Raw genomic sequence first — 20,371 nt, forward strand, 5'->3', positions numbered from 1 at the left:
GCGGCTGACCCAGGGGGCGCGCTCCGCAGCGAGCGCGCCCCCTGTCCGAGCGCCCCCTACCCACCGTCTCCGCAGAGAGCCAGCCCGCCATGCTTCAGTTCATCCTCCGGCGCACGGTCGGCGCCTTCGTCACGCTCTTCCTCATCGGGGCGGCGACGTTCTTCCTCTTCGTGGCCGCACCCTCCGACTACGCCTCCCTGGCCTGCGGCAAGGACTGTTCGCCCCAGCGGCTGGCGGACATCCGGGAGGCCCTCGGGCTCAACCTGCCCCTGGCCCAGCAGTTCTGGGACTTCATGTCCGGCATCGTGACGGGCCGCGACTTCCCGACCGGACACTGCTCGGCCCCCTGCCTGGGCGTGTCGTTCTACTCGGGGGACATGGTCTGGAGCACCATCATGGACCGGTTCCCGCTGACCCTCACCCTGACCGCCGGCGGCGCGATCGTCTTCCTCGTCATCGGCGTCGGCGCGGGCATGATCGCCGCCTACCGGCGCGGGACGCTGGTCGACAAGGTCGCCACCGGCGCGTCCATGGTGCTGAGCTCGTTCCAGATCTACTTCCTCGGCCCGATCGTGCTGACGGTCCTCGTCTACAGCACCGGCTGGATGGAGGACCCCAAGTACGTGCCCCTCACCGAGGACCCGGTCGGCTGGTTCGTCGGGATGTCGATCCCGGTCTGTGTGATGGCCACGATCTTCACCGCGCAGTACACCCGTATGGCGCGCTCCTCGATGATCGAGCAGCTCGCCGAGGACCATGTGCGCACCGCCCGGGCCAAGGGCATGTCGCGCAAGTACGTCTTCCTGCGCTACGCCTGGCGCGGCTCGCTCATCCCGATCGTCACCGTGCTCGGCATCGACGTCAGCTCCATGCTGGGCGGTGCCGTCGTCACCGAACTGACCTTCTCCCTCCAGGGAATCGGCCGGCTCGCCGTGGACGGCGCGGTCAACAAGGACCTGCCGCTGACCATGGGGGTCATGCTGTTCGGCGCCTTCTTCATCCTGATCATCAACATCCTGACCGACATCACCTACGCGTGGATCGACCCCCGCATCCGGCTCTCCTAGGAAGAACCAGCCATCGTGACCACACTGACCAAGGCCGAAGGGGCACCGGCCCCGACCGGGCCGGACGGATTCCTCTCGGTGCGCGATCTCCAGGTGACGTTCTCCACCGAGGACGGCCCGGTCAAAGCCGTCGACGGTCTCTCCTTCGACCTGTACCGCGGGAAGACCCTCGGCATCGTGGGCGAGTCGGGCTCGGGCAAGTCGGTCACCAACCTGACGATCCTCGGGCTGCACGACCCGATGTTCACGACGATCGACGGGGAGATCCTCCTCGACGGCAAGGAACTGATCACCGCCACCGAGAAGGAGATGGAGAAGCTCCGCGGCAACCGGATGGCGATGATCTTCCAGGACCCGCTCACCGCGCTGTCGCCCTTCTACACCATCGGCCGGCAGATCGCCGAGCCGTACATGAAGCACACGGGCGCCTCGAAGAGGGCCGCCTGGGAGCGGGCCGTGGAGATGCTCGCCAAGGTCGGCATCCCCAACCCCAAGGAGCGCGCGCGGGACTACCCGCACCAGTTCTCCGGCGGTATGCGCCAGCGCGCGATGATCGCCATGGCCCTGGTCTGCGACCCGGACCTGCTGATCGCCGACGAGCCGACCACGGCGCTGGACGTGACCGTGCAGGCCCAGATCCTGGACCTGCTCAAGGACCTCCAGCGGGAGTTCGGCACGGCGATCGTCTTCATCACCCACGACCTCGGGGTCATCGCCGACATGGCCGACGACATCATGGTCATGTACGCCGGGCGCGCGGTGGAGCGCGGCACCGTCGACGAGGTGCTCAGGGCGCCGCAGCACCCGTACACCTGGGGCCTGCTGAACTCCATGCCCCGGCTGGACTCCGACCTCGGCACCCCGCTCTCGCCGATCCCCGGCACCCCGCCGAGCCTGCTCACCCCGCCGACCGGCTGCCGTTTCCACCCCCGGTGCACCTTCCGGGACCGGGTCGAGGGTGACCGGTGCGTCACCGAGCGCCCGCTGCTGGGCCCGGACCGTTCCTCGGCGTGCCACCTCGGCGCGGATCAGAAGCGCACCATCTTCATCGAAGAGATCAGGCCCCGTCTGGGCTAGGAGGACAACCGTCATGAAAGAGGACCTGGTCCTCCCCACCCCCCGCGAGGCCGGTGACGACGCGGTGCCGCAGCCGCTGCTGAAGGTCTCGGGGCTGGTCAAGCACTTCCCGGTCAAGGGCGGCTTCCCGATCCGGCGGACGGTCGGCGCGGTGCAGGCCGTCGACGGCCTGGACTTCCAGGTCGGCGAGGGCGAGAGCTTCGGCCTGGTCGGCGAGTCCGGCTGCGGCAAGTCGACCACCGGCCGGCTCATCACCCGCCTGCTGGAACCGACCAGCGGCACGATCACCTACCGCGGCCAGGACATCAGCCACGCGACCCGCAAGCAGCTCGCGCCGGTCCGCTCCGAGATCCAGATGATCTTCCAGGACCCGTACTCGTCGCTGAACCCGCGGCAGACGGTCGGCAAGATCATCTCCGGTCCGATGGAGATCAACGGCATCGATCCGGAGGGCGGCCGGGAGAAACGCGTGCGCGAACTCCTGGAGATCGTCGGACTGAACCCCGAGCACTACAACCGCTTCCCGCACGAGTTCTCCGGCGGCCAGCGCCAGCGCATCGGCGTCGCCCGCTCGCCCACGACCTGGCCGTCGTACGCCACTTCTCCCAGCGCGTCGCGGTCATGTACCTCGGCAAGATCATCGAGGTGGGTGACCGGGACTCCATCTACGCCCGCCCGCGGCACCCCTACACCCACGCCCTGCTGTCCGCCGTCCCCGAGGTGACCCTGACGGAAGGGGAGGCACCGCAGCGCGAGCGCATCCGCCTCGCCGGCGACGTGCCGTCCCCCATCTCCCCGCCCTCCGGCTGCCGCTTCCGCACCCGTTGCTGGAAGGCGCAGGACAAGTGCGCGGCCGAGGAGCCCCCGCTGCTCCAGCTCTCCGGCAACCGGGACGGCCACCTGACGGCCTGCCACTTCCCGGAGGAGCCGACCATCGAGGCCCGCGAGGAGGACATCGTCCTGGACCCGGCACTGGCGGCACTGGAGGAGGACCAGGCGGACTAGGGGCTGTCGTGCGGATCAGGTCGGCTGTCGGTGCCTTCGAGCCGAGCCGGCCCCGCGACGCCGGAATGATCCGTCCGACAGGGCCCAGGGGCCTCGGCCGGGCGGGTCAGGGGGCTTCGGCCGGGCGGGCCACCGTGATGATCTCCGGGGACGTGTCCGTCAGGGGCCCCCGGTTCCAGTCGCCGTACTGATCGGTGACGGTCAGGCCCGCCTCCGCGAGGAAGGTGTCCAGCGTCCCGGCGTCCAGGAAGCGCAGGACGCTGTGGTTGACCCGGGGGGCGGGCCAGTGGGGGCCGGCGTAGGTCTCGGTGAAGCGGATCCGGCCCCGGTCCGGGCCTCCGCCCCGCACTTCGTGCCAGACCCGCACCGGAGTGCTGTCGGCGGCGGTGATCTCGTGCACCCGGTCCGGGGTCCACCGCTCCCAGGCGCGGGCACCCGGATTGCGGGTCTCGAACACGAACCGCCCCCCGTCCCGCAGGGCCGCGCGGGCGGCGCGCAGGCAGATCCGGATCTCCTCGTCCGTCACCAGTTCCTGGAAGGCGTGCCCGGTCATGACGACGAGGTCGAACTCCCCTTGCCACCGCCGCACCCGCGCATCGCCGAGCACCCACTCGACGTCCGGCCGGGCGCGCCGCGCCTGAACGAGCATGGCGGCGGCCGGATCGAGGCCCATCAGCCGCCCCCGGTGCCCCTCGTCCCGGGCCCTCCGCAGCAACCGACCGGTGCCGCACCCGATGTCCAGCACGGAGCCGGCCTCCCGCAGCAGCCCGAGGTAGAAGTCGTCACCCGGTCCCCAGGGATTGAGGCTGTCGTACAGCGCGGCGAGCGAGAGATCGGCAAAGACGTGATCGACCACCGCGGCAGTCTGACACAGGTTGCTGAACGGTGCGTCAGGAACGGTGCTTCCCGAAGTCCGCGGGTTCAAGGGGCCGTTGACACGGACGGGCTCCGAAGGCGGACCTGCGGAAAGCGGGAGTCCGGGACACGGAAGAGGGCCCGTGCCTGGGGAGGCGCGGGCCCTCGTCCCCCGGAGCGGACGTTCAAAGGCTCGGGTCAATGGGCCGTGAAAGTCCGATCCGCAAGGGGGCGGCCGACGGAAAGGGGTGTGTCAGGCCGCCGCCTCGGGGTCCTTGGAGAGACGGGGGGCCGGGATCGTGGGCTCCGTCTCCGGGTAGTGGCACGCCGTCAGGTGGCCCGGCTTGTTGCCCTCGACCTGCACCAGCGGCGGCGCCTCCGTGGCGCACTTCTCGGTCGCCTTCCAGCACCGGGTGCGGAAGCGGCAGCCGGAGGGCGGGTTGATCGGCGACGGCACATCACCGGTCAGACGGATGCGCTCACGCGGCTCCTCGTCCACCGTCGCCTCGGGCACGGCGGAGAGCAGAGCCCGCGTGTAAGGGTGGCGCGGGTTGTCGTACAGGTCCTCGCGGTCGCCGATCTCGACGATCTTGCCTAGGTACATGACCGCGACGCGGTGGGAGAAGTGCCGCACGATCGCGAGGTCGTGGGCGATGAAGACGAACGCGATGCCCAGTTCCCGCTGCACCTTCTGGAGCAGGTTGACGACCTGGGCCTGGATGGAGACGTCGAGCGCGGAGACCGGCTCGTCGGCGACGATGAGCTTCGGGTTCAGGGCGAGGGCGCGGGCGACGCCGATGCGCTGGCGCTGGCCGCCGGAGAACTCGTGCGGGAAGCGGTTGTAGTGCTCGGGGTTCAGTCCGACGATCTCCGAGCTGCTTGCGGTTGGCGTGCGTGATGTCCTGACCGCGGTAGCTGATCCTGCCGGCCGTGGGTTCCAGCAGGCGGGTGATGAGCCGGCCGGTGGTGGACTTGCCGCAGCCGGACTCGCCGACCAGGCCCAGGCTCTCGCCCTCGGCGACCTGGAAGTCGAGCCCGTCGACGGCCTGCACCGCGCCGACCGTACGGCGGATCGGGAAGCCGCCCTTGATCGGGAAGTGCTTGGTCAGCCCGGAGACGTCCAGGAGGGGAGTGGTGTCGCTCATTGGTGAATTCCGTCTCTTGTACGTCAGTGGGCCTTGGCGGCCGTGTCGGCGAGGTACTCGCGGCGCTGCTCGTCCGTCAGGTGGCAGGCGCTGCCGCGACCGTCCACGATCTCCAGCAGCGGCTGCTCCTTCGAGCACCTGCCGTCCGCCACCTTGTCCGCGAAGGCACAGCGCGGGTGGAAGCGGCAGCCGGACGGCGGGTTCAGCAGCGACGGCGGCGAGCCCGGGATCGGGTTCAACGGTACGTCGACCGGGCCGTCCAGGCTCGGCATGGAGCCGAGCAGACCGTAGGTGTACGGGTGCTGCGGGGTGCGCAGCACCTCCGTCTTCGAACCGCGCTCCACGCACCGGCCGCCGTACATCACCAGGACGTCGTCGGCGATGTCCGCGATCACGCCGAGGTCGTGCGTGATGAAGATGATCGCGGTGCCGAACTCCTGCTGGAGATCCTTGAGCAGATCCATGATCTGGGCCTGCACCGTCACGTCGAGCGCGGTCGTCGGCTCGTCGGCGATCAGCAGCTCCGGGTCGCACACGAGCGCCATCGCGATCATCGCGCGCTGGCGCATACCGCCGGAGAACTCGTGCGGGTAGTTGTCCACCCGCCGGTCGGGCTGGGGGATGCCGACACGCCTCAGCATCTCGATGGCCCGCGCCCGCGACTCGGCCTTGGAGGCGCCGGTGTGCTTGCGGTACACCTCGCCGATCTGCGTGCCGATGGTGTGGTACGGCGACAGCGAGGCCAGGGCGTCCTGGAAGATCATCGCCATCTTGTTGCCGCGGAGCTGCTCCAGGGTCTTCTCCGAGGCGCCGTTCAGCTCCACGCCGTCCAGCTCGATGGAGCCGTCGATCTTCGTGCTGTCCGGATTGTGCAGGCCCAGGATGGCCAGGTTGGTGACCGACTTGCCGGACCCCGACTCACCCACGATGCCCAGCGTCTTGCCGCGTACGAGGTCGAAGGAGAGGCCGTCGACGGCCTTGACGACGCCGTCCTCGGTCGAGAAGTGCACCTTCAGGTCCTTGACGGACAGGAAGGGCTGCGAATCGGTGCTCGTCACGGGGACGCTCCAGAGGGGGGTGATGCGGGGTAGCTGGCGGAGGAGGGCGGGGTCAGGCGAGCCGGATCCGCGGGTCGATCAGGGCGTAGCAGGCGTCGACGACGATGTTGGCGATCACTACGAAGGAGGCCGTGATGATCATGACGCCGAGCAGCATCGGCAGGTCGTTGTTGATCACCGACTTCACGGCGAGCAGGCCGATGCCCTGGAGGCTGAAGGTCTTCTCGGTGATCATCGCGCCACCGAGCAGCACGCCCATGTCGATGCCGAAGATGGTGACGATCGGGCCCATGGCACCGCGCCAGGCGAAGCGGAAGAAGACGTTGCGCCGGGACATGCCCTTGGCGCGGGCGGTGCGGACGTAGTCCTCGGTGAGCGTCTCGACCAGCTGCGAGCGGGTCATACGGGTGTAGTTGGCGGTCCAGATCAGCGCCAGCACCAGCCAGGGCACGAGCAGCCCGGTGAACCAGGCACCCGGGTTCTCACTGAACGGGGTGTAGGAGGGCTGGTTGAGCAGGTGCGACTGGTAGACGAGGAGGTACAGGGCGACCGGGCCGACGAAGTAGATCTGCATCGACGACGCGACCAGCGAGGCGGAGCTGGCGATCTTGTCCAGCGGCTTGCCCTGCTTGACGGCGGCGAGCATGCCGGTGCCGATACCGAAGATCAGGAAGACGACCGCGGAGCCGATGGCGAGGGAGGCCGTGGTCGGGAAGCGGTCCCACACCGTCGCGAGGACGGGCTCACGGTTGATGAACGAGTAGCCCAGGCAGGGGGCGTCGCAGTGGCCGAAGCCCGGGTAGTCGCGGCCCACGAAAATGGCCTCGAGCCAGTGCCAGTACTGGACCGGCAGCGGGTCCGAGATCCCCATGTTGTGCCGGATCACGTCGAGCGTCTCCGGGGTGCAGACCTTGCCGCAGGCGATCCGGGACGGGTCGCGCGGCACCGCGTAGAAGAGCATGTACGTGACCGCGCTGATGATCAGCAGCGTGACCACGGCGCCGAGGAGCCGGCGGACGAGGAAGCGAAGCATGGGGGTTGGCTTTCCTGGGAGGGCCGTCGTGCGGAACGGGCCGGGACGGGATGACCGGAGGCCCGGTGGACGAGCCGAGGGTGGGGCGGCCGGAGCCGCCCCACCTCTCAGGTGTGGATCAGGCCTTGACGTACATCTTGTAGAGCATGCAGCCGTCGAAGTTCGGGTCCATCTTGACGTTGCCGAGCTTCGAGCCGTGGAGGTACAGGCGCTTCATGTAGACGTCGGGGATGAAGGCACCCAGCTCCGTGACCTGCTTGTCCAGGGCGGCCCACATGGCGTTGGCCTTGTCCTGGTCCGTCTCCGCCGTGGCCGCCTTGATGGCCGCGTCGACGTCGGGGTTCTTCAGGTGGCAGTAGTTGGTGCCCTGGTCCACCACGTTGTGGCTGTCGAACAGCGGCTGGAAGACCGAGTAACCGGTCGGCCAGTCGGCGGACCAACCGCCCCAGTAGATGTCGAACTCGTTGTCGAGCTTGCCGATCTGGTCGTACCAGGTGGTGGAGTCGATGCCCTTGGTGACGACATCGAAGCCGGCCGCCTTGAGGGCGTTCTCGACGACGACCTTCACCTTGGCGTTGATCGGGTCCTGCTGGTAGGCGTAGACGACCTTGGTGCCGAGCTTGCCGGCCTTCTTCAGGACAGCCTTGGCGGCGGCCGGGTCGCCGGCCGGGTTCTTCAGCTTGCCCCAGACGTCCTGCGACTTGTAGCCGGCGACGAGCGGGCTCATGATGCCGGTCGCGTAGTCACCGCGGTGCGTGCCGCCCTGGATGGAGCGGATGCCGGCGGTCGGCCAGGCCTTGATGATGGCCTCGCGGACCTTGATGTCGGTGACGCGGGTCTGGTTGATCCAGTAGACGCTGGTGCCGCTGCTCAGGTCCTCGAAGAGGCGGTCCTTGGCCTTGGCGGTGGCCTGCTGGACCTTCGACTGCGGGACGGTGCGCCAGGACACGGCGTACTGGTCGTTGCCCGAGTCGGCGATCAGGCGGTCGGCGGCGGTCTCCGCCTCGATGCCGAAGGTGAAGTCGAACTCGTCCGGGTAGGCGTTGCGGATCGGGTCCGTCTTCGGGTCCCAGTGCTCGTTGCGGACCAGGACCATCGACTTGTCGGTCTGGTGCGACTTGATCCTGTACGGGCCGCTGGAGAACGGCTTCTTGTCGTAGTCCTGCTTGGTGTCGTGCTTCACCGGGGGCGGCGCGTACGAGTGCATCGCGACGACGTAGTTGAAGTCCGGACGCGCCTCGGAGAGGTGGAAGGTGATGGTCTTCCCGCTCGTCGTGATCGACTTGAGGTGCTTGTTGCCCTTGAAGGGACCCGGGTAGGACTTGCGGTACTCCTGCGTGCCCGTCAGCCAGGTCTGGGCGTACACGGCGCCCTCGGTGATGAAGTTGGCGAAGGCGCGCTCGAAGCCGTGGCGGACGTCGTCGACGGTGATGTCGGAGCCGTCCTCCCACTTCACGCCGTCCTTCAGGGTGAAGGACCAGGTCTTGCCGCCGTCCTTCATGGTGCCCGTGTCGGTGGCGAGGTCGCCGACCAGGGTCATGGAGCCGTCGTCGCCGACCTTGTAACCGGTAAGGGTGCGGGCGAGGACGACCACGGCCAGCGAGTTCCACGCGTAGTAGACGCGCTGCGGGTCGAGGTGCGAGAAGTCGTCGTCGTTCAGCAGGTAGACCTTGCCGCCCTTCTTGGCACCGGGGACCTCCGGAGCCGGGCCCTGCGAGTCCGCCGCCGTGCCGATCTTGACGGTGGTGGTGTGGGCCTTGGCCGCTTCCTGCTTGCCGGTGCCGGCGCTGCTGGAGTTGCCGCTGCTGCACGCGCTCAGCACGGTGCTGGAGGCGGCGGCAACACCGGTGGCTATCAGGAAGTTTCTGCGCGAGAAGGACATCGCATCCTGCCTTGAAGTGGGTTGATGAGAGAAGCCCGGCACCCCGGCGTCCTTGCCGTGGTCCTGAGGAGGGCCGGAGTCAGCGCTTGGTCTTCGGGTCGAGCGCGTCGCGCACCGAGTCGCCGAGGAGGTTGAACGCCAGTACGAAGATCACCATCGAGATGCCGGGGAAGAGCAGGAAGGTGAAGTCGTCCTGGTAGAAGCCGGCGGCGTACCCGATCATGACGCCCCAGTCGGGGGTCGGGTCCTGCATGCCGACGCCGAGGTAGGCGAGGCCCGCCTCCGTGGTGACCATTGCGGGCAGCAGGAGCGTGCCCTGGATCAGGATGGGCGTCCACAGGTTGGGCAGCAGTTCCTTGAAGATGATGCGGGCCGGAGACGCGCCCGTGACCTTCGCGGCCTCGACGAACTCCCGCTCGCGCAGGGCCAGCACCTGACCGCGCAGCAGTCGGGCGATGGAGGCCCAGCCGAAGACGACCAGGAGGGTGATCAGGGAGATCACGACGATCGAGGTGGGCGTGTCCTCGTTGCTGGCCACGAAGAGGCTGAGGACCACGGGCGTGAACGCCACGAAGAACAACTGCTGCGGGAAGGCGAGCAGGATGTCGATGACCCGGCCCAGGATCCAGTCCGTCTTGCCGCCGATGTAGCCGGCGGTGATGCCGATCACCACACCGACGATCATGATGAGCACCGTGATCGCGGTGGCGAGCAGCAGCGAGTTGCGGACCGCGTACAGCAGGAAGGTGAAGACGTCGCGGCCGAGCTGCGGGTCGATGCCGAACCAGAACTCGCTGTCGATGCCGCCGTTCGGCTTCGCCGGGAGGCCGTTGTCGCCCAGCAGCCCGGGCGTGTTGATCCCGTACGTCGTGTACGGGTCCTTGCCGTAGAGCTTGGCTATGAGCGGCGCCGCGAGGCCGATCACGAAGAAGAGGATCACGATGATCGCCGAGGCGACGCCCACGCGGTCCCGCTTGAAGCGACGCCAAGCGAGCTGTCCGGGGGACCTGCTCTCGCTGCCCTTCGAGCCGTCCGAAGTGATCGACTTCTCGACGGTCTCGTCGGTCACCTCAAGCGGGGCAGCCGCGGATGGAGTTGGGGGGGTCATGGTGCTCCTGGCCCAAGGGAGGGTCTGATGACTCCGCAGGGCGCTCCCCTACGGGCTACGCCGGACTTTTTCAACGCAATTCATTCAAGGTCAATAAATTCTCGGTCGCCTTGGTTGTCTCTTTACCTTCTTTGCTCTCCCTTGATCATTCCGTAGCTACGCGGGTAGCGCGCCGTAATCAATCCGTGCTTCACATCGGGCGAACTGGACTAAACGGGCAAGGAGTTCGATATGCGGACGGTGGAGTGTCGACATGCGTACATCGGCACGTCTCAATCCAACGTTTCGGCATCGTTACACGAAGATCTATTGCGCTCTTCACCCAAGATCATCAAGGCGGCCGAGGGGTGATGCCTGCATTCGGATGACGTGTCCCCCCAAAGGCCGCTCAATCGGGCGGCGGACATGCGATACATGCCTTATATGACGATATTGGCCGGTAGTGGATCAGCGTCGCGGAGGAGGCACGCCATGCGGGGAGTCACGCATGCCCGGGGGGCCGTGTGCGCGGTGGCGCTGGCTCTCGCCGCCACCGGCTGCGGGGGCGGCGGCTCAAGCGGCGGCGGCAGCGGCGGCGCGGTGCTCAGCTCCTCCTGGGGCGACCCGCAGAACCCGCTGGAGCCGGCCAACACCAACGAGGTGCAGGGCGGCAAGGTCCTCGACATGATCTTCCGGGGCCTGAAGAAGTACGACCCGAGGACCGGCAAGGCCACCGACATGCTCGCCCGGTCCATCGACACCAAGGACTCGCGGAACTTCACCATCAGGGTGCGGAGCGGCTGGACCTTCTCCAACGGCGAGAAGGTCACCGCCCGCTCCTTCGTGGACGCCTGGAACTACGGCGCAAGCCTGAGGAACAACCAGAAGAACGCCCTCTTCTTCGGCTACATCGACGGCTACGACAAGGTCCACCCCAGCTCCGGCAGGCAGACCGCCGACACGCTGTCCGGGCTGAAGGTGGTGGACGACCACACCTTCACCGTCCGGCTCAACCAGAAGTTCTCCACCTTCCCGGACACCCTCGGCTACGCGGCCTTCGCCCCGCTGCCGCGCGCCTTCTTCACGGACCACGCGGCCTGGCTGAAGAAGCCGGTCGGCAACGGTCCGTACACGGTCGCTTCCTATATGAAGGGCTCCCAGATGTCCCTGCGGAAGTGGGACGGCTACCCGGGCCCGGACAAGGCGCGCAACGGCGGGGTCGACCTGAAGGTCTACACCGACAGCAACACCGCCTACACCGACCTGCTGTCCGGCAACCTCGACCTCGTGGACGACGTGCCCGCCGCCCAGTTGAAGAACGTCAAGACCGACCTGGGCGACCGCTACATCAACACCCCGGCCGGCATCCTCCAGACCTTCGCCTTCCCCTACTACGACAAGGCGTGGGACAAACCGGGCACGGAGAAGGTGCGCACGGGCCTGTCCATGGCGATCAACCGCGAGCAGATCACCGAGAGGATCTTCCACGGGACTCGCACCCCGGCCACCGACTGGACCTCGCCCGTCCTCGGCGTGGCCGGCGGCTTCAAGGAGGGCCTGTGCGGCAAGGCCTGCGAGTACCACCCGGACGAGGCCAAGAAGCTGATCAAGGAAGGCGGCGGGATCCCCGGCGGCCAGGTGAAGATCACCTACAACGCGGACACGGGCTCGCACAAGGAGTGGGTGGACGCCGTGTGCAACTCGATCAACAACGCCCTCGGCAACGACAAGGCGTGCGTCGGCAACCCGGTCGGCACCTTCGCCGACTTCCGCAACCGCATCGGGCAGCACAAGATGACCGGGCCGTTCCGCGCGGGCTGGCAGATGGACTACCCGCTCATCCAGAACTTCCTCCAGCCGCTGTACTACACGAACGCCTCCTCCAACGACGGCAAGTGGTCGAACAAGGACTTCGACAAGCTGGTCGACCGGGCGAACGCCGAGAGCGACCAGACCAAGGCCGTGAAGCTGTTCCAGCAGGCCGAGGGAGTCGTCCGGGACAACATGGCCGCCATCCCGCTCTGGTACCAGAACGGCAGCGCCGGTTACTCGGAGCGGCTGTCCGACGTGGCGCTCAACCCGTTCAGCGTGCCCGTCTACAACGAGATCAAGGTCAGCTGAGCCGCCATGGGACGCTATGTCGTCCGGCGACTGCTCCAGATGATCCCGGTCTTCGTCGGGTCCACCCTGCTGATCTTCCTCATGGTCAACGTGATGGGCGATCCCGTCGCGGGCCTGTGCGGGGAGCGGGCCTGCGACCCGGCGACGGCGGCGCAGCTCAAGCGGGAGTTCGGCTTGGACAAGCCGGTCTGGCAGCAGTACCTCACCTACATGGGCAACGTCTTCACCGGCGACTTCGGCACGGCGTTCAACGGGCAGAAGGTCACCGAGCTGATGGGCACGGCGTTCCCCGTCACCATCCGGCTGACCATCGTGGCGATCCTCTTCGAGGTCGTCATCGGCATCACGCTGGGCGTCGTCACGGGCCTCAGGCGCGGCCGGCCCATCGACACCACCGTGCTGCTGCTGACCCTGGTGGTGATCTCCGTCCCCACCTTCGTCACCGGTCTGCTGCTCCAGCTGCTCCTCGGCGTGAAGTGGGCCTGGATCAAACCCTCCGTCTCCCCGGACGCGGCCTTCGGCGAGCTGCTCGTGCCGGGCCTGGTCCTGGCCTCCGTGTCGCTGGCCTACGTCACGCGGCTGACGCGGACCTCGATCGCGGAGAACAAGCGCGCGGACTACGTCCGTACGGCCATCGCCAAGGGCCTGCCCCGGCGCCGGGTCATCACCCGGCACCTGCTGCGCAACTCGCTCATCCCCGTGGTCACGTTCATCGGGACCGATATCGGGGCGCTGATGGGCGGGGCGATCGTCACCGAGCGGATCTTCAACATCCATGGCGTCGGCTACCAGCTCTACCAGGGCATCCTGCGCCAGAACACCCAGACGGTCGTCGGCTTCGTGACCGTGCTCGTGCTGGTCTTCCTGGTCGCCAACCTCCTCGTCGACCTCCTGTACGCCGTACTCGACCCGAGGATCCGCTATGCCTGAGCAGCAGCCGTACGAGGCCGGGCGGGCCATCGCCGGTACCGGGATGGGCGGCGCGATGGATCTCGCGGCGAGCGAGGCGACCACGCTGGAGAGGACACCGGGCGGACCGGAGGGCACGGGGCCGGCGGGCAAACCGCGCTCCCTGTGGTCGGACGCCTGGCGGGACCTGCGCCGCAATCCGGTCTTCCTCGTCTCCGCCCTGGTCATCCTCTTCCTGGTCTTCGTCTCGGTCTGGCCGTCGGCGATCGCTTCCGGGAACCCGCTCACGTGCGACCTGGCCAAGGCGCAGGACGGCTCGGCTCCCGGGCACCCCTTCGGCTACGACGGCCAGGGCTGCGACGTCTACACGCGCACGGTGTACGGCGCCCGTACGTCGGTCACGGTCGGGGTGCTGGCCACGCTCGGGGTGTCGGTGTTCGGCTCGGTGCTGGGCGGGCTGGCGGGCTACTTCGGGGGCCTGTGGGACGCGGTGCTGTCCCGGGTCACGGACATCTTCTTCGCCATCCCGGTCGTCCTCGGCGGACTCGTCCTCCTCTCGGTCGTGACCTCCAATACGGTCTGGCCGGTCATCGGGTTCATGGTGCTGCTCGGCTGGCCGCAGATCTCCCGGATCGCGCGCGGCTCGGTCATCACCGCCAAGCAGAACGACTACGTCCAGGCCGCTCGCGCGCTGGGCGCCTCGGACTCCCGGATCCTGCTGCGGCACATCGCCCCGAACGCCGTCGCGCCGGTGATCGTGGTGGCCACCATCGCGCTGGGCACCTACATCGCCCTGGAAGCGACCCTGTCCTACCTCGGCGTCGGCCTCAAACCCCCCAGCGTCTCCTGGGGCATCGACATCTCCGCCGCCTCCCCCTACATCCGCAACGCCCCCCATGCCCTGCTGTGGCCCTCGGGCGCCCTCGCGGTCACGGTGCTGGCGTTCATCATGCTGGGCGACGCGGTCCGCGACGCCCTCGACCCGAAGCTGAGGTGACGTTCACCGTGCTGCTCGACGTCCGGGACCTCCACGTGGAGTTCCACACCCGCGACGGCGTCGCCCACGCCGTCAACGGAGTCAGCTACGCGGTGGACGCGGGGGAGACGCTGGCGGTGCTGGGGGAGTCGGGATCGGGGAAGTCCGTCACCGCGCAGGCCGTGATGGGCATCCTCGACATGCCGCCCGGGCGGATCACCCAGGGGCGGATCCTGTTCCAGGGACGGGACCTGCTGACGCTGAAGGGCGAGGAGCGGAGGAGGATCCGGGGCGCCGGAATGGCGATGATCTTCCAGGACGCGCTGTCGGCCCTGAACCCGGTGATGACGGTGGGGGATCAGCTGGGGGAGATGTTCGTGGTCCACCGGGGCACGTCGCGCAAGGACGCGCGGGCGAGGGCCGTGGAGCTGATGGAGCGGGTGCGGATCCCGGCCGCCGCCCAGCGTGTGCGGGACTACCCCCACCAGTTCTCCGGCGGGATGCGCCAGCGCATCATGATCGCCATGGCGCTGGCGCTGGAACCGGCCCTCATCATCGCCGACGAACCCACCACCGCCCTCGACGTCACCGTCCAGGCCCAGGTCATGGACCTCCTCGCGGACCTCCAGCGCGAGTACCGCATGGGACTGATCCTCATCACCCACGACCTGGGCGTCGTCGCGGACGTCGCCGACAGGATCGCGGTGATGTACGCGGGCCGGATCGTGGAATCCGCGCCCGTCCACGACCTCTACAAAGCCCCCGCCCACCCCTACACCCGGGGCCTGCTCGACTCCATCCCCCGCCTGGACCACAAAGGCCACGAGCTCTACGCCATCAAGGGCCTGCCACCGAACCTGACGCACATCCCCCCGGGCTGCTCCTTCCACCCCCGCTGCCCCATGGCCAGGGACGTCTGCCGCACCGACGAACCCCCGCTGTACGAGGTCTCCGACGAGCGGGGCAGCGCCTGCCACTTCTGGAGGGAGTGCCTCGATGGCTGAACCGATTCTCGAAGTGAGCGGCCTGGTCAAGCACTACCCGCTCACCCGGGGCGTCCTGTTCAAGAAGCGGATCGGCGCGGTCAAGGCCGTCGACGGCGTCGACTTCACCCTCGCCCAGGGCGAAACCCTCGGCATCGTCGGCGAATCGGGCTGCGGCAAGTCCACCGTCGCCAAACTCCTGTGCGGCCTCGAACGACCCACCGCCGGCACCATCACGTTCAAGGGCGAGGACATCACCCGGCTGTCCGGCAAGGCCCTCAAAGCCGTGCGCCGCAACATCCAGATGGTCTTCCAGGACCCCTACACCTCCCTCAACCCCCGCATGACGGTCGGCGACATCATCGGCGAGCCCTACGAGATCCACCCCGAGGTGGCCCCCAAGGGCGACCGCCGCCGCAGGGTCCAGGAACTCCTCGACGTCGTCGGTCTCAACCCCGAGTACATCAACCGCTACCCCCACCAGTTCTCCGGCGGTCAACGCCAGCGCATCGGCATCGCCCGGGGGCTGGCGCTGCGCCCCGAGATCATCGTCGCCGACGAACCCGTCTCCGCCCTCGACGTCTCCGTGCAGGCGCAGGTCATCAACCTCCTCGCCCGGCTCCAGACGGACTTCGACCTCTCCTACGTCTTCATCGCCCACGACCTGTCCATCGTCCGGCACATCTCGGACCGCGTCGCCGTCATGTACCTGGGCCGCATCGTCGAGACCGGCCGGGACGCCGAGATCTACGACCACCCCACCCACCCCTACACCCAGGCCCTGCTCTCCGCCGTCCCCGTACCCGACCCCGACGCCCGTGAACGCCGCGAGCGGATCATCCTCACCGGTGACGTGCCGTCCCCGACGAACATCCCCTCCGGCTGCCGGTTCCGCACCCGCTGCTGGAAGGCGCAGGAACGCTGCGCCGTGGAGGTCCCCGCGCTCGCCGTGCCGGCCGCCTTCCGTGACGCGGCCGGTCCCGCCGCGCACCCCTCGGCCTGTCACTTCGCGGAGGAGAAACAAGTGGTGCCGCCGGAGGAGTCCCGGCTGAACGGCAACGGGCCGGGGTGACATGGCGCACCCCGGCCCGTTCACGGCACCCGCACGGCCGTACGCTGATCAGCCTCCCGTGTCCGTATATCGGTCCCGCTTCGGTGAAGTTGCCTGCGTGTTAACGCAGTTCACGCCTGTCCGCCGGGCTCGGGGAGGGAGCGCCGGAGGAAGTCGAGCTGGAGCAGGAGCAGGTTCTCCGCGACCGTCTCCTGCGGGGTCATGTGAGTCACCCCGGACAGGGGCAGCACCTCGTGCGGGCGGCCGGCGGCCAGCAGCGCGGAGGAGAGGCGCAGGGAGTGGGCGACGACCACGTTGTCGTCCGCCAGTCCGTGGATGACCAGCATCGGACGGTGCGGCTCGGCGGGGTCGACCAGGCCCGCGTCGTCGATCACCGAGTTGCGGCGGTAGACCTCCGGCTGCTCGTTCGGGTCGCCGAGGTAGCGCTCCTGGTAGTGGGTGTCGTACAGCCTGAGGTCGGTGACCGGCGCGCCGACCACCGCCGCGTGGAAGACGTCCGGGCGGCGCAGCACCGCCAGCGCCGACAGGTAGCCGCCGAAGGACCAGCCGCGGATCGCCACCCGGGTGAGGTCCAGCGGGTAGCGCTCGGCGAGCGCGTGCAGGGCGTCGACCTGGTCCTGGAGGACGACCGCCGCCACGTCGTCCCGGATCGACTTCTCCCAGGCGGGCGCGCGGCCCGGGGTGCCCCGGCCGTCGGCGACGACCACCGCGAAGCCCTGGTCGGCGAACCACTGGGAGGTGAGGTGGGCATTGTGCGCGGCGACCACCCGCTGGCCGTGCGGACCGCCGTAGGGGTCCAGGAGTACCGGCAGGGGAGTGTCACCGGGGTAGTCCCGTGGCATAAGCACGGCGCACGGAATTCGGCGTGCGCCCCCTTGTGTCAGGGTCACTCGGGGGGACAGACCGGGATCTTCGGCGTACGACCGGACAGTCGCCGTCGGTTTTCCGTCACACAGCACCTGGACCCGGGCGCCAGGGCGGTCCAGTGCGGCGGACACGAGGACGGTCACGTTCCCCGAGCGCACCGCCGAGTGCACACCGGGCTCCTGGGACAGGCGCTCCAGGCCCAGTTCGTTCACCCGGTACACATGAACCTCGCCAATTTCCGGCGACTCGGCCTCCGGGCCGGAAGAGGCGGAAACCAGTACGTCGTCCGCACCCACGTCCAGGACCGCGCGCAGATGCAACTGACCGCTGGTCAAGGGGCGTTCGCCGACCGCCAGAACCCGTGCGCCCCCCTCGTCCGCGATACGCACAAGCTGCCCGGAGGGGTTCCAGCAGGGCACACCGGCGAACAGTTCCAGCCAAGTTGGATCTTCATCGGCGTGCACCATCCGCGTGGCCCCGGAATCCGGGTCGACCGCCAGGTAAAGCTGGCTGCGCTGATCCCGCGCCTGCACCAGCAGCAGCGGCGCACCCGCCTCTGACCAGTGCACACGCGCCAGATACGGGTAGCGCGTGCGGTCCCAGACCACCTCCGTGCGCGTCCCGTCCAACCCGCACACGAACAGCCGGACGTCCGCGTTGGGGGTGCCCGCGGCCGGGTACCGGATGCCGGCCGGCTCACGTTCCGGATGGGCCGGATCCGAGATCCACCACCGTCGTACCGGCGTGTCGTCCACGCGTGCCACGAGCAGCCGGTCCGACCCCGGCGCCCACCAGAAGCCCCGCGAACGCGCCATCTCCTCCGCCGCGACGAACTCCGCGAGGCCGTAGGAGACGTCCGCCGACTCCGGCTCGGCCAGCACCCGGTCGCCGTCCCCCTCGGCGCCCACCACCCGCAGCGCGCCCCGGGCGACGTACGCGATGTGCCGGCCGTCGGGGGAGGGACGCGGGTCGATCACCGGCCCGGGAACGGGGAGTTCACGCGCCGTCCCGGCGCGCAGCTCCGCCGTGAAAAGCCGCCCTGACAAGGCGAAAGACGCCAACTCCACGGCGCCGTCGGTGGCGTAGCCGATGATGCCGGCGCCGCCCTCGCGGCTGCGCTCGCGGCGCGCCCGCTCCTCGGCCGAGAGCTCCTCGGCGGCGCCTTGGAGGAGCACGCGCGGATCGGCCGCCGGGCGTTCCGCACCCCCCGGAAGATCCAGTACCCACAGGGAGTTGGCCCGGTCGTCGCCGGAGCCGGAACGCAGAAACGCGACACGCGAACCGTCGGGTGCCACGGTGAACGCACGCGGCGCGCCGAGCGTGAACCGCTGGGTCCGGGCGTGCCGACGGGGGAAGGAGTCAGCCTCGGTCGTCATACCCCGACCATATTGGCCATGCGCCCCCTTGTGCGGCTGTGCGCCGACCGATGCGCGAGTACGGATAGTTATGATCACTACCGCAGAGTGGGTATGAACCTGCTGGCGTCTGCATGGATTTGCTCTACTGATCTAGAACCCGCGTCCCTGGGATCTTTGGAGGTGAGCCGCCGTGGCACTCTCGATTTCGGCGGTGGTGCTGCTGGCGATCATCGTCTTCCTGCTGATCAAGAAGTCAGGGCTGAAGGGCGGCCATGCCGTCGTCTGCATCCTGCTCGGCTTCTATCTCGCCTCCTCGACCGTCGCTCCCACGATCAGCGAGCTGACGACCAACGTCGCCAGCATGATCGGCAGCATCAAGTTCTGACGGCCGGCGTCGCGGGGGCGGGCGCGGGGACCTCGTAGGGTGGTGGCCATGACGGAACTGCCCTCCCGGCGTCTTCTCCTGGTGCACGCGCACCCGGACGACGAGTCGATCAACAACGGCGCGACCATGGCCAGGTACGCGGCCGAGGGCGCCCACGTGACCCTGGTCACCTGCACCCTGGGGGAGCGGGGCGAGGTCATCCCGCCGGAGCTGCGGCATCTGACGGGCGCCGCGCTGGGCGCGCACCGGCGCGGCGAGCTGGCCGCGGCCGTGTCCGCGCTCGGCGTCACGGACGCCCGGCTGCTCGGCGGCGCCGGGCGGTACGGCGACTCCGGGATGATGGGCCTCGCCGACAACGACGACCCCGGATGCTTCTGGCAGGCCGACGTCGACGAGGCGGCCGGGAGGCTCGCCGAGGTGATCCTGGAGGTCCGCCCCCAGGTCCTCGTGACGTACGACGACGACGGCGGCTACGGCCACCCGGACCACATCCAGGCCCACCGCGTCGCCATGCGCGCGGTCGACCTCGCGGCCGAACGCGGCCACCTGATCACCAAGGTGTACTGGAACCGCGTCCCGCGCTCCGTCGCCGAGGCCGCCTTCGCCCGCCTCCAGGACGAGCTGTCCGCACTGCCGTTCGACAAGGGCGCCACCGTGGACGACGTGCCCGGCGTGGTGGCCGACGAGCGGATCACCACCACGATCGACGGCACCGCCCACGCCGCCGCCAAGGCCGCCGCGATGCGCGCCCACGCCACCCAGATCGAGGTCGCCGAGCCGTACTTCGCGCTCTCCAACGAGCTCGCCCAGCCGCTGTTCACGACCGAGTACTACGAGTTGGTGCGCGGGCCGGGACAGCGCGGGGAGACCGACCTCTTCGCCGGTCTCGACCTCGGGGAGGCGTCATGAGCGACGGCGGGAACGGCTCCCCGCTCGCCCAGCCGCTGCGCCCGCCCTCCGCGGGACGGGCCGCCGCCCTCGTCGGCCTGTTCCTGCTCGGCGCCGTCACGGGCATCGCCGGGGCCCTCCTGCAGGCCGCCTGGTTCCCCGGCGGGCTGCTGCTCGCCCTCGTGGGCGCCGCCGGGCTCTTCCTCGGCGGCGGGTACGCCACCGGAGGCCGGGGCGGGGCGGTCGCGCCGGCGGCGGGCTGGGTCGTCGCCGTCATCCTGCTCACCACCACGCGCCCGGAGGGCGACTACCTCTTCGGCGCGGGCGGCAGTTCCTATCTGTACCTGCTCGGCGGCATGGCCCTCGCTGTGATCTGCGCCACCGTCGGCGCAGGGCGGCAACCGCGCGGCGGCTCCGCCCGACTTGGCAAGTGACGTACCACTTCGCCGTGCGGCGCACGTGCGAGTCCGGTGTGGGTTTCCTCGGCGGTCATGGGATACGCGCCAGAAGTGGCCAGTATGGTGGTGCGCGCCGCCGTGCCTCCCCCAAGTTGTCGACTGCGCTCGAACAGGGGGTACCCCCAGCTGAGGTCGAAACGGGCGG

At 69.0% G+C, this 20,371-nt stretch carries 16 protein-coding genes and 2 pseudogenes; 11 read left to right on the forward strand and 7 right to left on the reverse strand.

What is annotated here, in order from left to right:
* Positions 1–89 precede the first annotated feature (89 nt).
* From OO52_RS35010 to OO52_RS35020, 3 genes and pseudogenes are all read left to right on the forward strand, one after another.
* Positions 90–1,067 carry an ABC transporter permease gene (locus tag OO52_RS35010; protein ID WP_030649838.1) on the forward strand — a complete coding sequence of 326 codons (978 nt, stop codon included), beginning with the start codon at positions 90–92 and terminating at the stop codon, positions 1,065–1,067.
* Positions 1,068–1,082: 15 nt separating this feature from the next.
* The gene (locus OO52_RS35015; protein WP_030649837.1) at positions 1,083–2,144 is read left to right on the forward strand and encodes an ABC transporter ATP-binding protein; all 1,062 of its coding nucleotides are present in this window, start codon (positions 1,083–1,085) and stop codon (positions 2,142–2,144) included.
* 13 nt (positions 2,145–2,157) lie between these two features.
* Positions 2,158–3,149 (forward strand): annotated as a pseudogene (locus OO52_RS35020) (ABC transporter ATP-binding protein).
* A 106-nt stretch (positions 3,150–3,255) separates the two neighbouring features.
* Here the strand turns inward: OO52_RS35020 and OO52_RS35025 are convergent.
* The 6 genes and pseudogenes from OO52_RS35025 to OO52_RS35050 form a co-directional block, all read right to left on the reverse strand.
* Complete coding sequence (locus OO52_RS35025; RefSeq protein WP_030649835.1) at positions 3,256–4,005, reverse strand: class I SAM-dependent methyltransferase; 750 nt, start codon at positions 4,003–4,005, stop codon at positions 3,256–3,258.
* Positions 4,006–4,257: 252 nt separating this feature from the next.
* Positions 4,258–5,149 (reverse strand): annotated as a pseudogene (locus tag OO52_RS35030) (ABC transporter ATP-binding protein).
* Positions 5,150–5,172: 23 nt separating this feature from the next.
* Positions 5,173–6,207 carry an ABC transporter ATP-binding protein gene (locus tag OO52_RS35035; protein ID WP_030649833.1) on the reverse strand — a complete coding sequence of 345 codons (1,035 nt, stop codon included), beginning with the start codon at positions 6,205–6,207 and terminating at the stop codon, positions 5,173–5,175.
* A 52-nt stretch (positions 6,208–6,259) separates the two neighbouring features.
* Positions 6,260–7,240, reverse strand: a complete 981-nt coding sequence (locus OO52_RS35040; protein ID WP_030649830.1) for an ABC transporter permease — start codon at positions 7,238–7,240, stop codon at positions 6,260–6,262.
* 118 nt (positions 7,241–7,358) lie between these two features.
* Entirely contained in the window at positions 7,359–9,122 is a 1,764-nt protein-coding gene (locus OO52_RS35045) for an ABC transporter substrate-binding protein (protein ID WP_030939391.1), read from the reverse strand.
* A 79-nt stretch (positions 9,123–9,201) separates the two neighbouring features.
* Complete coding sequence (locus OO52_RS35050; RefSeq protein WP_030649824.1) at positions 9,202–10,191, reverse strand: ABC transporter permease; 990 nt, start codon at positions 10,189–10,191, stop codon at positions 9,202–9,204.
* 510 nt (positions 10,192–10,701) lie between these two features.
* Here OO52_RS35050 and OO52_RS35055 point away from each other — a divergent pair.
* From OO52_RS35055 to OO52_RS35075, 5 genes are read left to right on the forward strand one after another with little or no spacing between them, the layout of a single operon-like run.
* Positions 10,702–12,330, forward strand: a complete 1,629-nt coding sequence (locus tag OO52_RS35055; RefSeq protein WP_030649821.1) for a peptide ABC transporter substrate-binding protein — start codon at positions 10,702–10,704, stop codon at positions 12,328–12,330.
* 6 nt (positions 12,331–12,336) lie between these two features.
* A complete protein-coding gene (locus tag OO52_RS35060) occupies positions 12,337–13,260 on the forward strand; it encodes an ABC transporter permease (protein ID WP_030649819.1) in 924 nt (307 codons plus the stop codon).
* Positions 13,253–14,236 (forward strand): ABC transporter permease, encoded by a 984-nt coding sequence (locus tag OO52_RS35065; protein WP_030649817.1) that lies wholly within the window; start codon positions 13,253–13,255, stop codon positions 14,234–14,236. Before OO52_RS35060 ends, OO52_RS35065 begins: the two co-directional genes overlap by 8 nt.
* Positions 14,237–14,244: 8 nt before the next feature.
* The gene (locus tag OO52_RS35070; RefSeq protein WP_030649816.1) at positions 14,245–15,219 is read left to right on the forward strand and encodes an ABC transporter ATP-binding protein; all 975 of its coding nucleotides are present in this window, start codon (positions 14,245–14,247) and stop codon (positions 15,217–15,219) included.
* Positions 15,212–16,270, forward strand: a complete 1,059-nt coding sequence (locus tag OO52_RS35075; protein WP_030649815.1) for an ABC transporter ATP-binding protein — start codon at positions 15,212–15,214, stop codon at positions 16,268–16,270. The genes OO52_RS35070 and OO52_RS35075 overlap by 8 nt, the downstream gene beginning before the upstream one ends.
* Before the next feature lie 110 nt (positions 16,271–16,380).
* Here the strand turns inward: OO52_RS35075 and OO52_RS35080 are convergent, their stop codons facing one another.
* Positions 16,381–18,513 carry a S9 family peptidase gene (locus tag OO52_RS35080; protein WP_030649814.1) on the reverse strand — a complete coding sequence of 711 codons (2,133 nt, stop codon included), beginning with the start codon at positions 18,511–18,513 and terminating at the stop codon, positions 16,381–16,383.
* A 172-nt stretch (positions 18,514–18,685) separates the two neighbouring features.
* Here OO52_RS35080 and OO52_RS35085 point away from each other — a divergent pair, with 172 nt between their 5' ends.
* The 3 genes from OO52_RS35085 to OO52_RS35095 are packed head-to-tail and all read left to right on the forward strand — an operon-like array spanning position 18,686 to position 20,202.
* On the forward strand, positions 18,686–18,880 hold the full coding sequence (locus tag OO52_RS35085) for a hypothetical protein (RefSeq protein WP_030649813.1): 195 nt from the start codon (positions 18,686–18,688) through the stop codon (positions 18,878–18,880).
* A gap of 48 nt (positions 18,881–18,928) precedes the next feature.
* Positions 18,929–19,789, forward strand: a complete 861-nt coding sequence (gene mshB, locus OO52_RS35090) for an N-acetyl-1-D-myo-inositol-2-amino-2-deoxy-alpha-D-glucopyranoside deacetylase (RefSeq protein ID WP_030649811.1) — start codon at positions 18,929–18,931, stop codon at positions 19,787–19,789.
* On the forward strand, positions 19,786–20,202 hold the full coding sequence (locus OO52_RS35095; protein WP_030649809.1) for a DUF6113 family protein: 417 nt from the start codon (positions 19,786–19,788) through the stop codon (positions 20,200–20,202). The genes mshB and OO52_RS35095 overlap by 4 nt, the downstream gene beginning before the upstream one ends.
* The last annotated feature ends 169 nt before the right edge of the window (positions 20,203–20,371 follow it).

It is taken from the genome of Streptomyces flaveolus, from assembly GCF_000716535.1.
Lineage (GTDB): Bacteria > Actinomycetota > Actinomycetes > Streptomycetales > Streptomycetaceae > Streptomyces > Streptomyces flaveolus_A.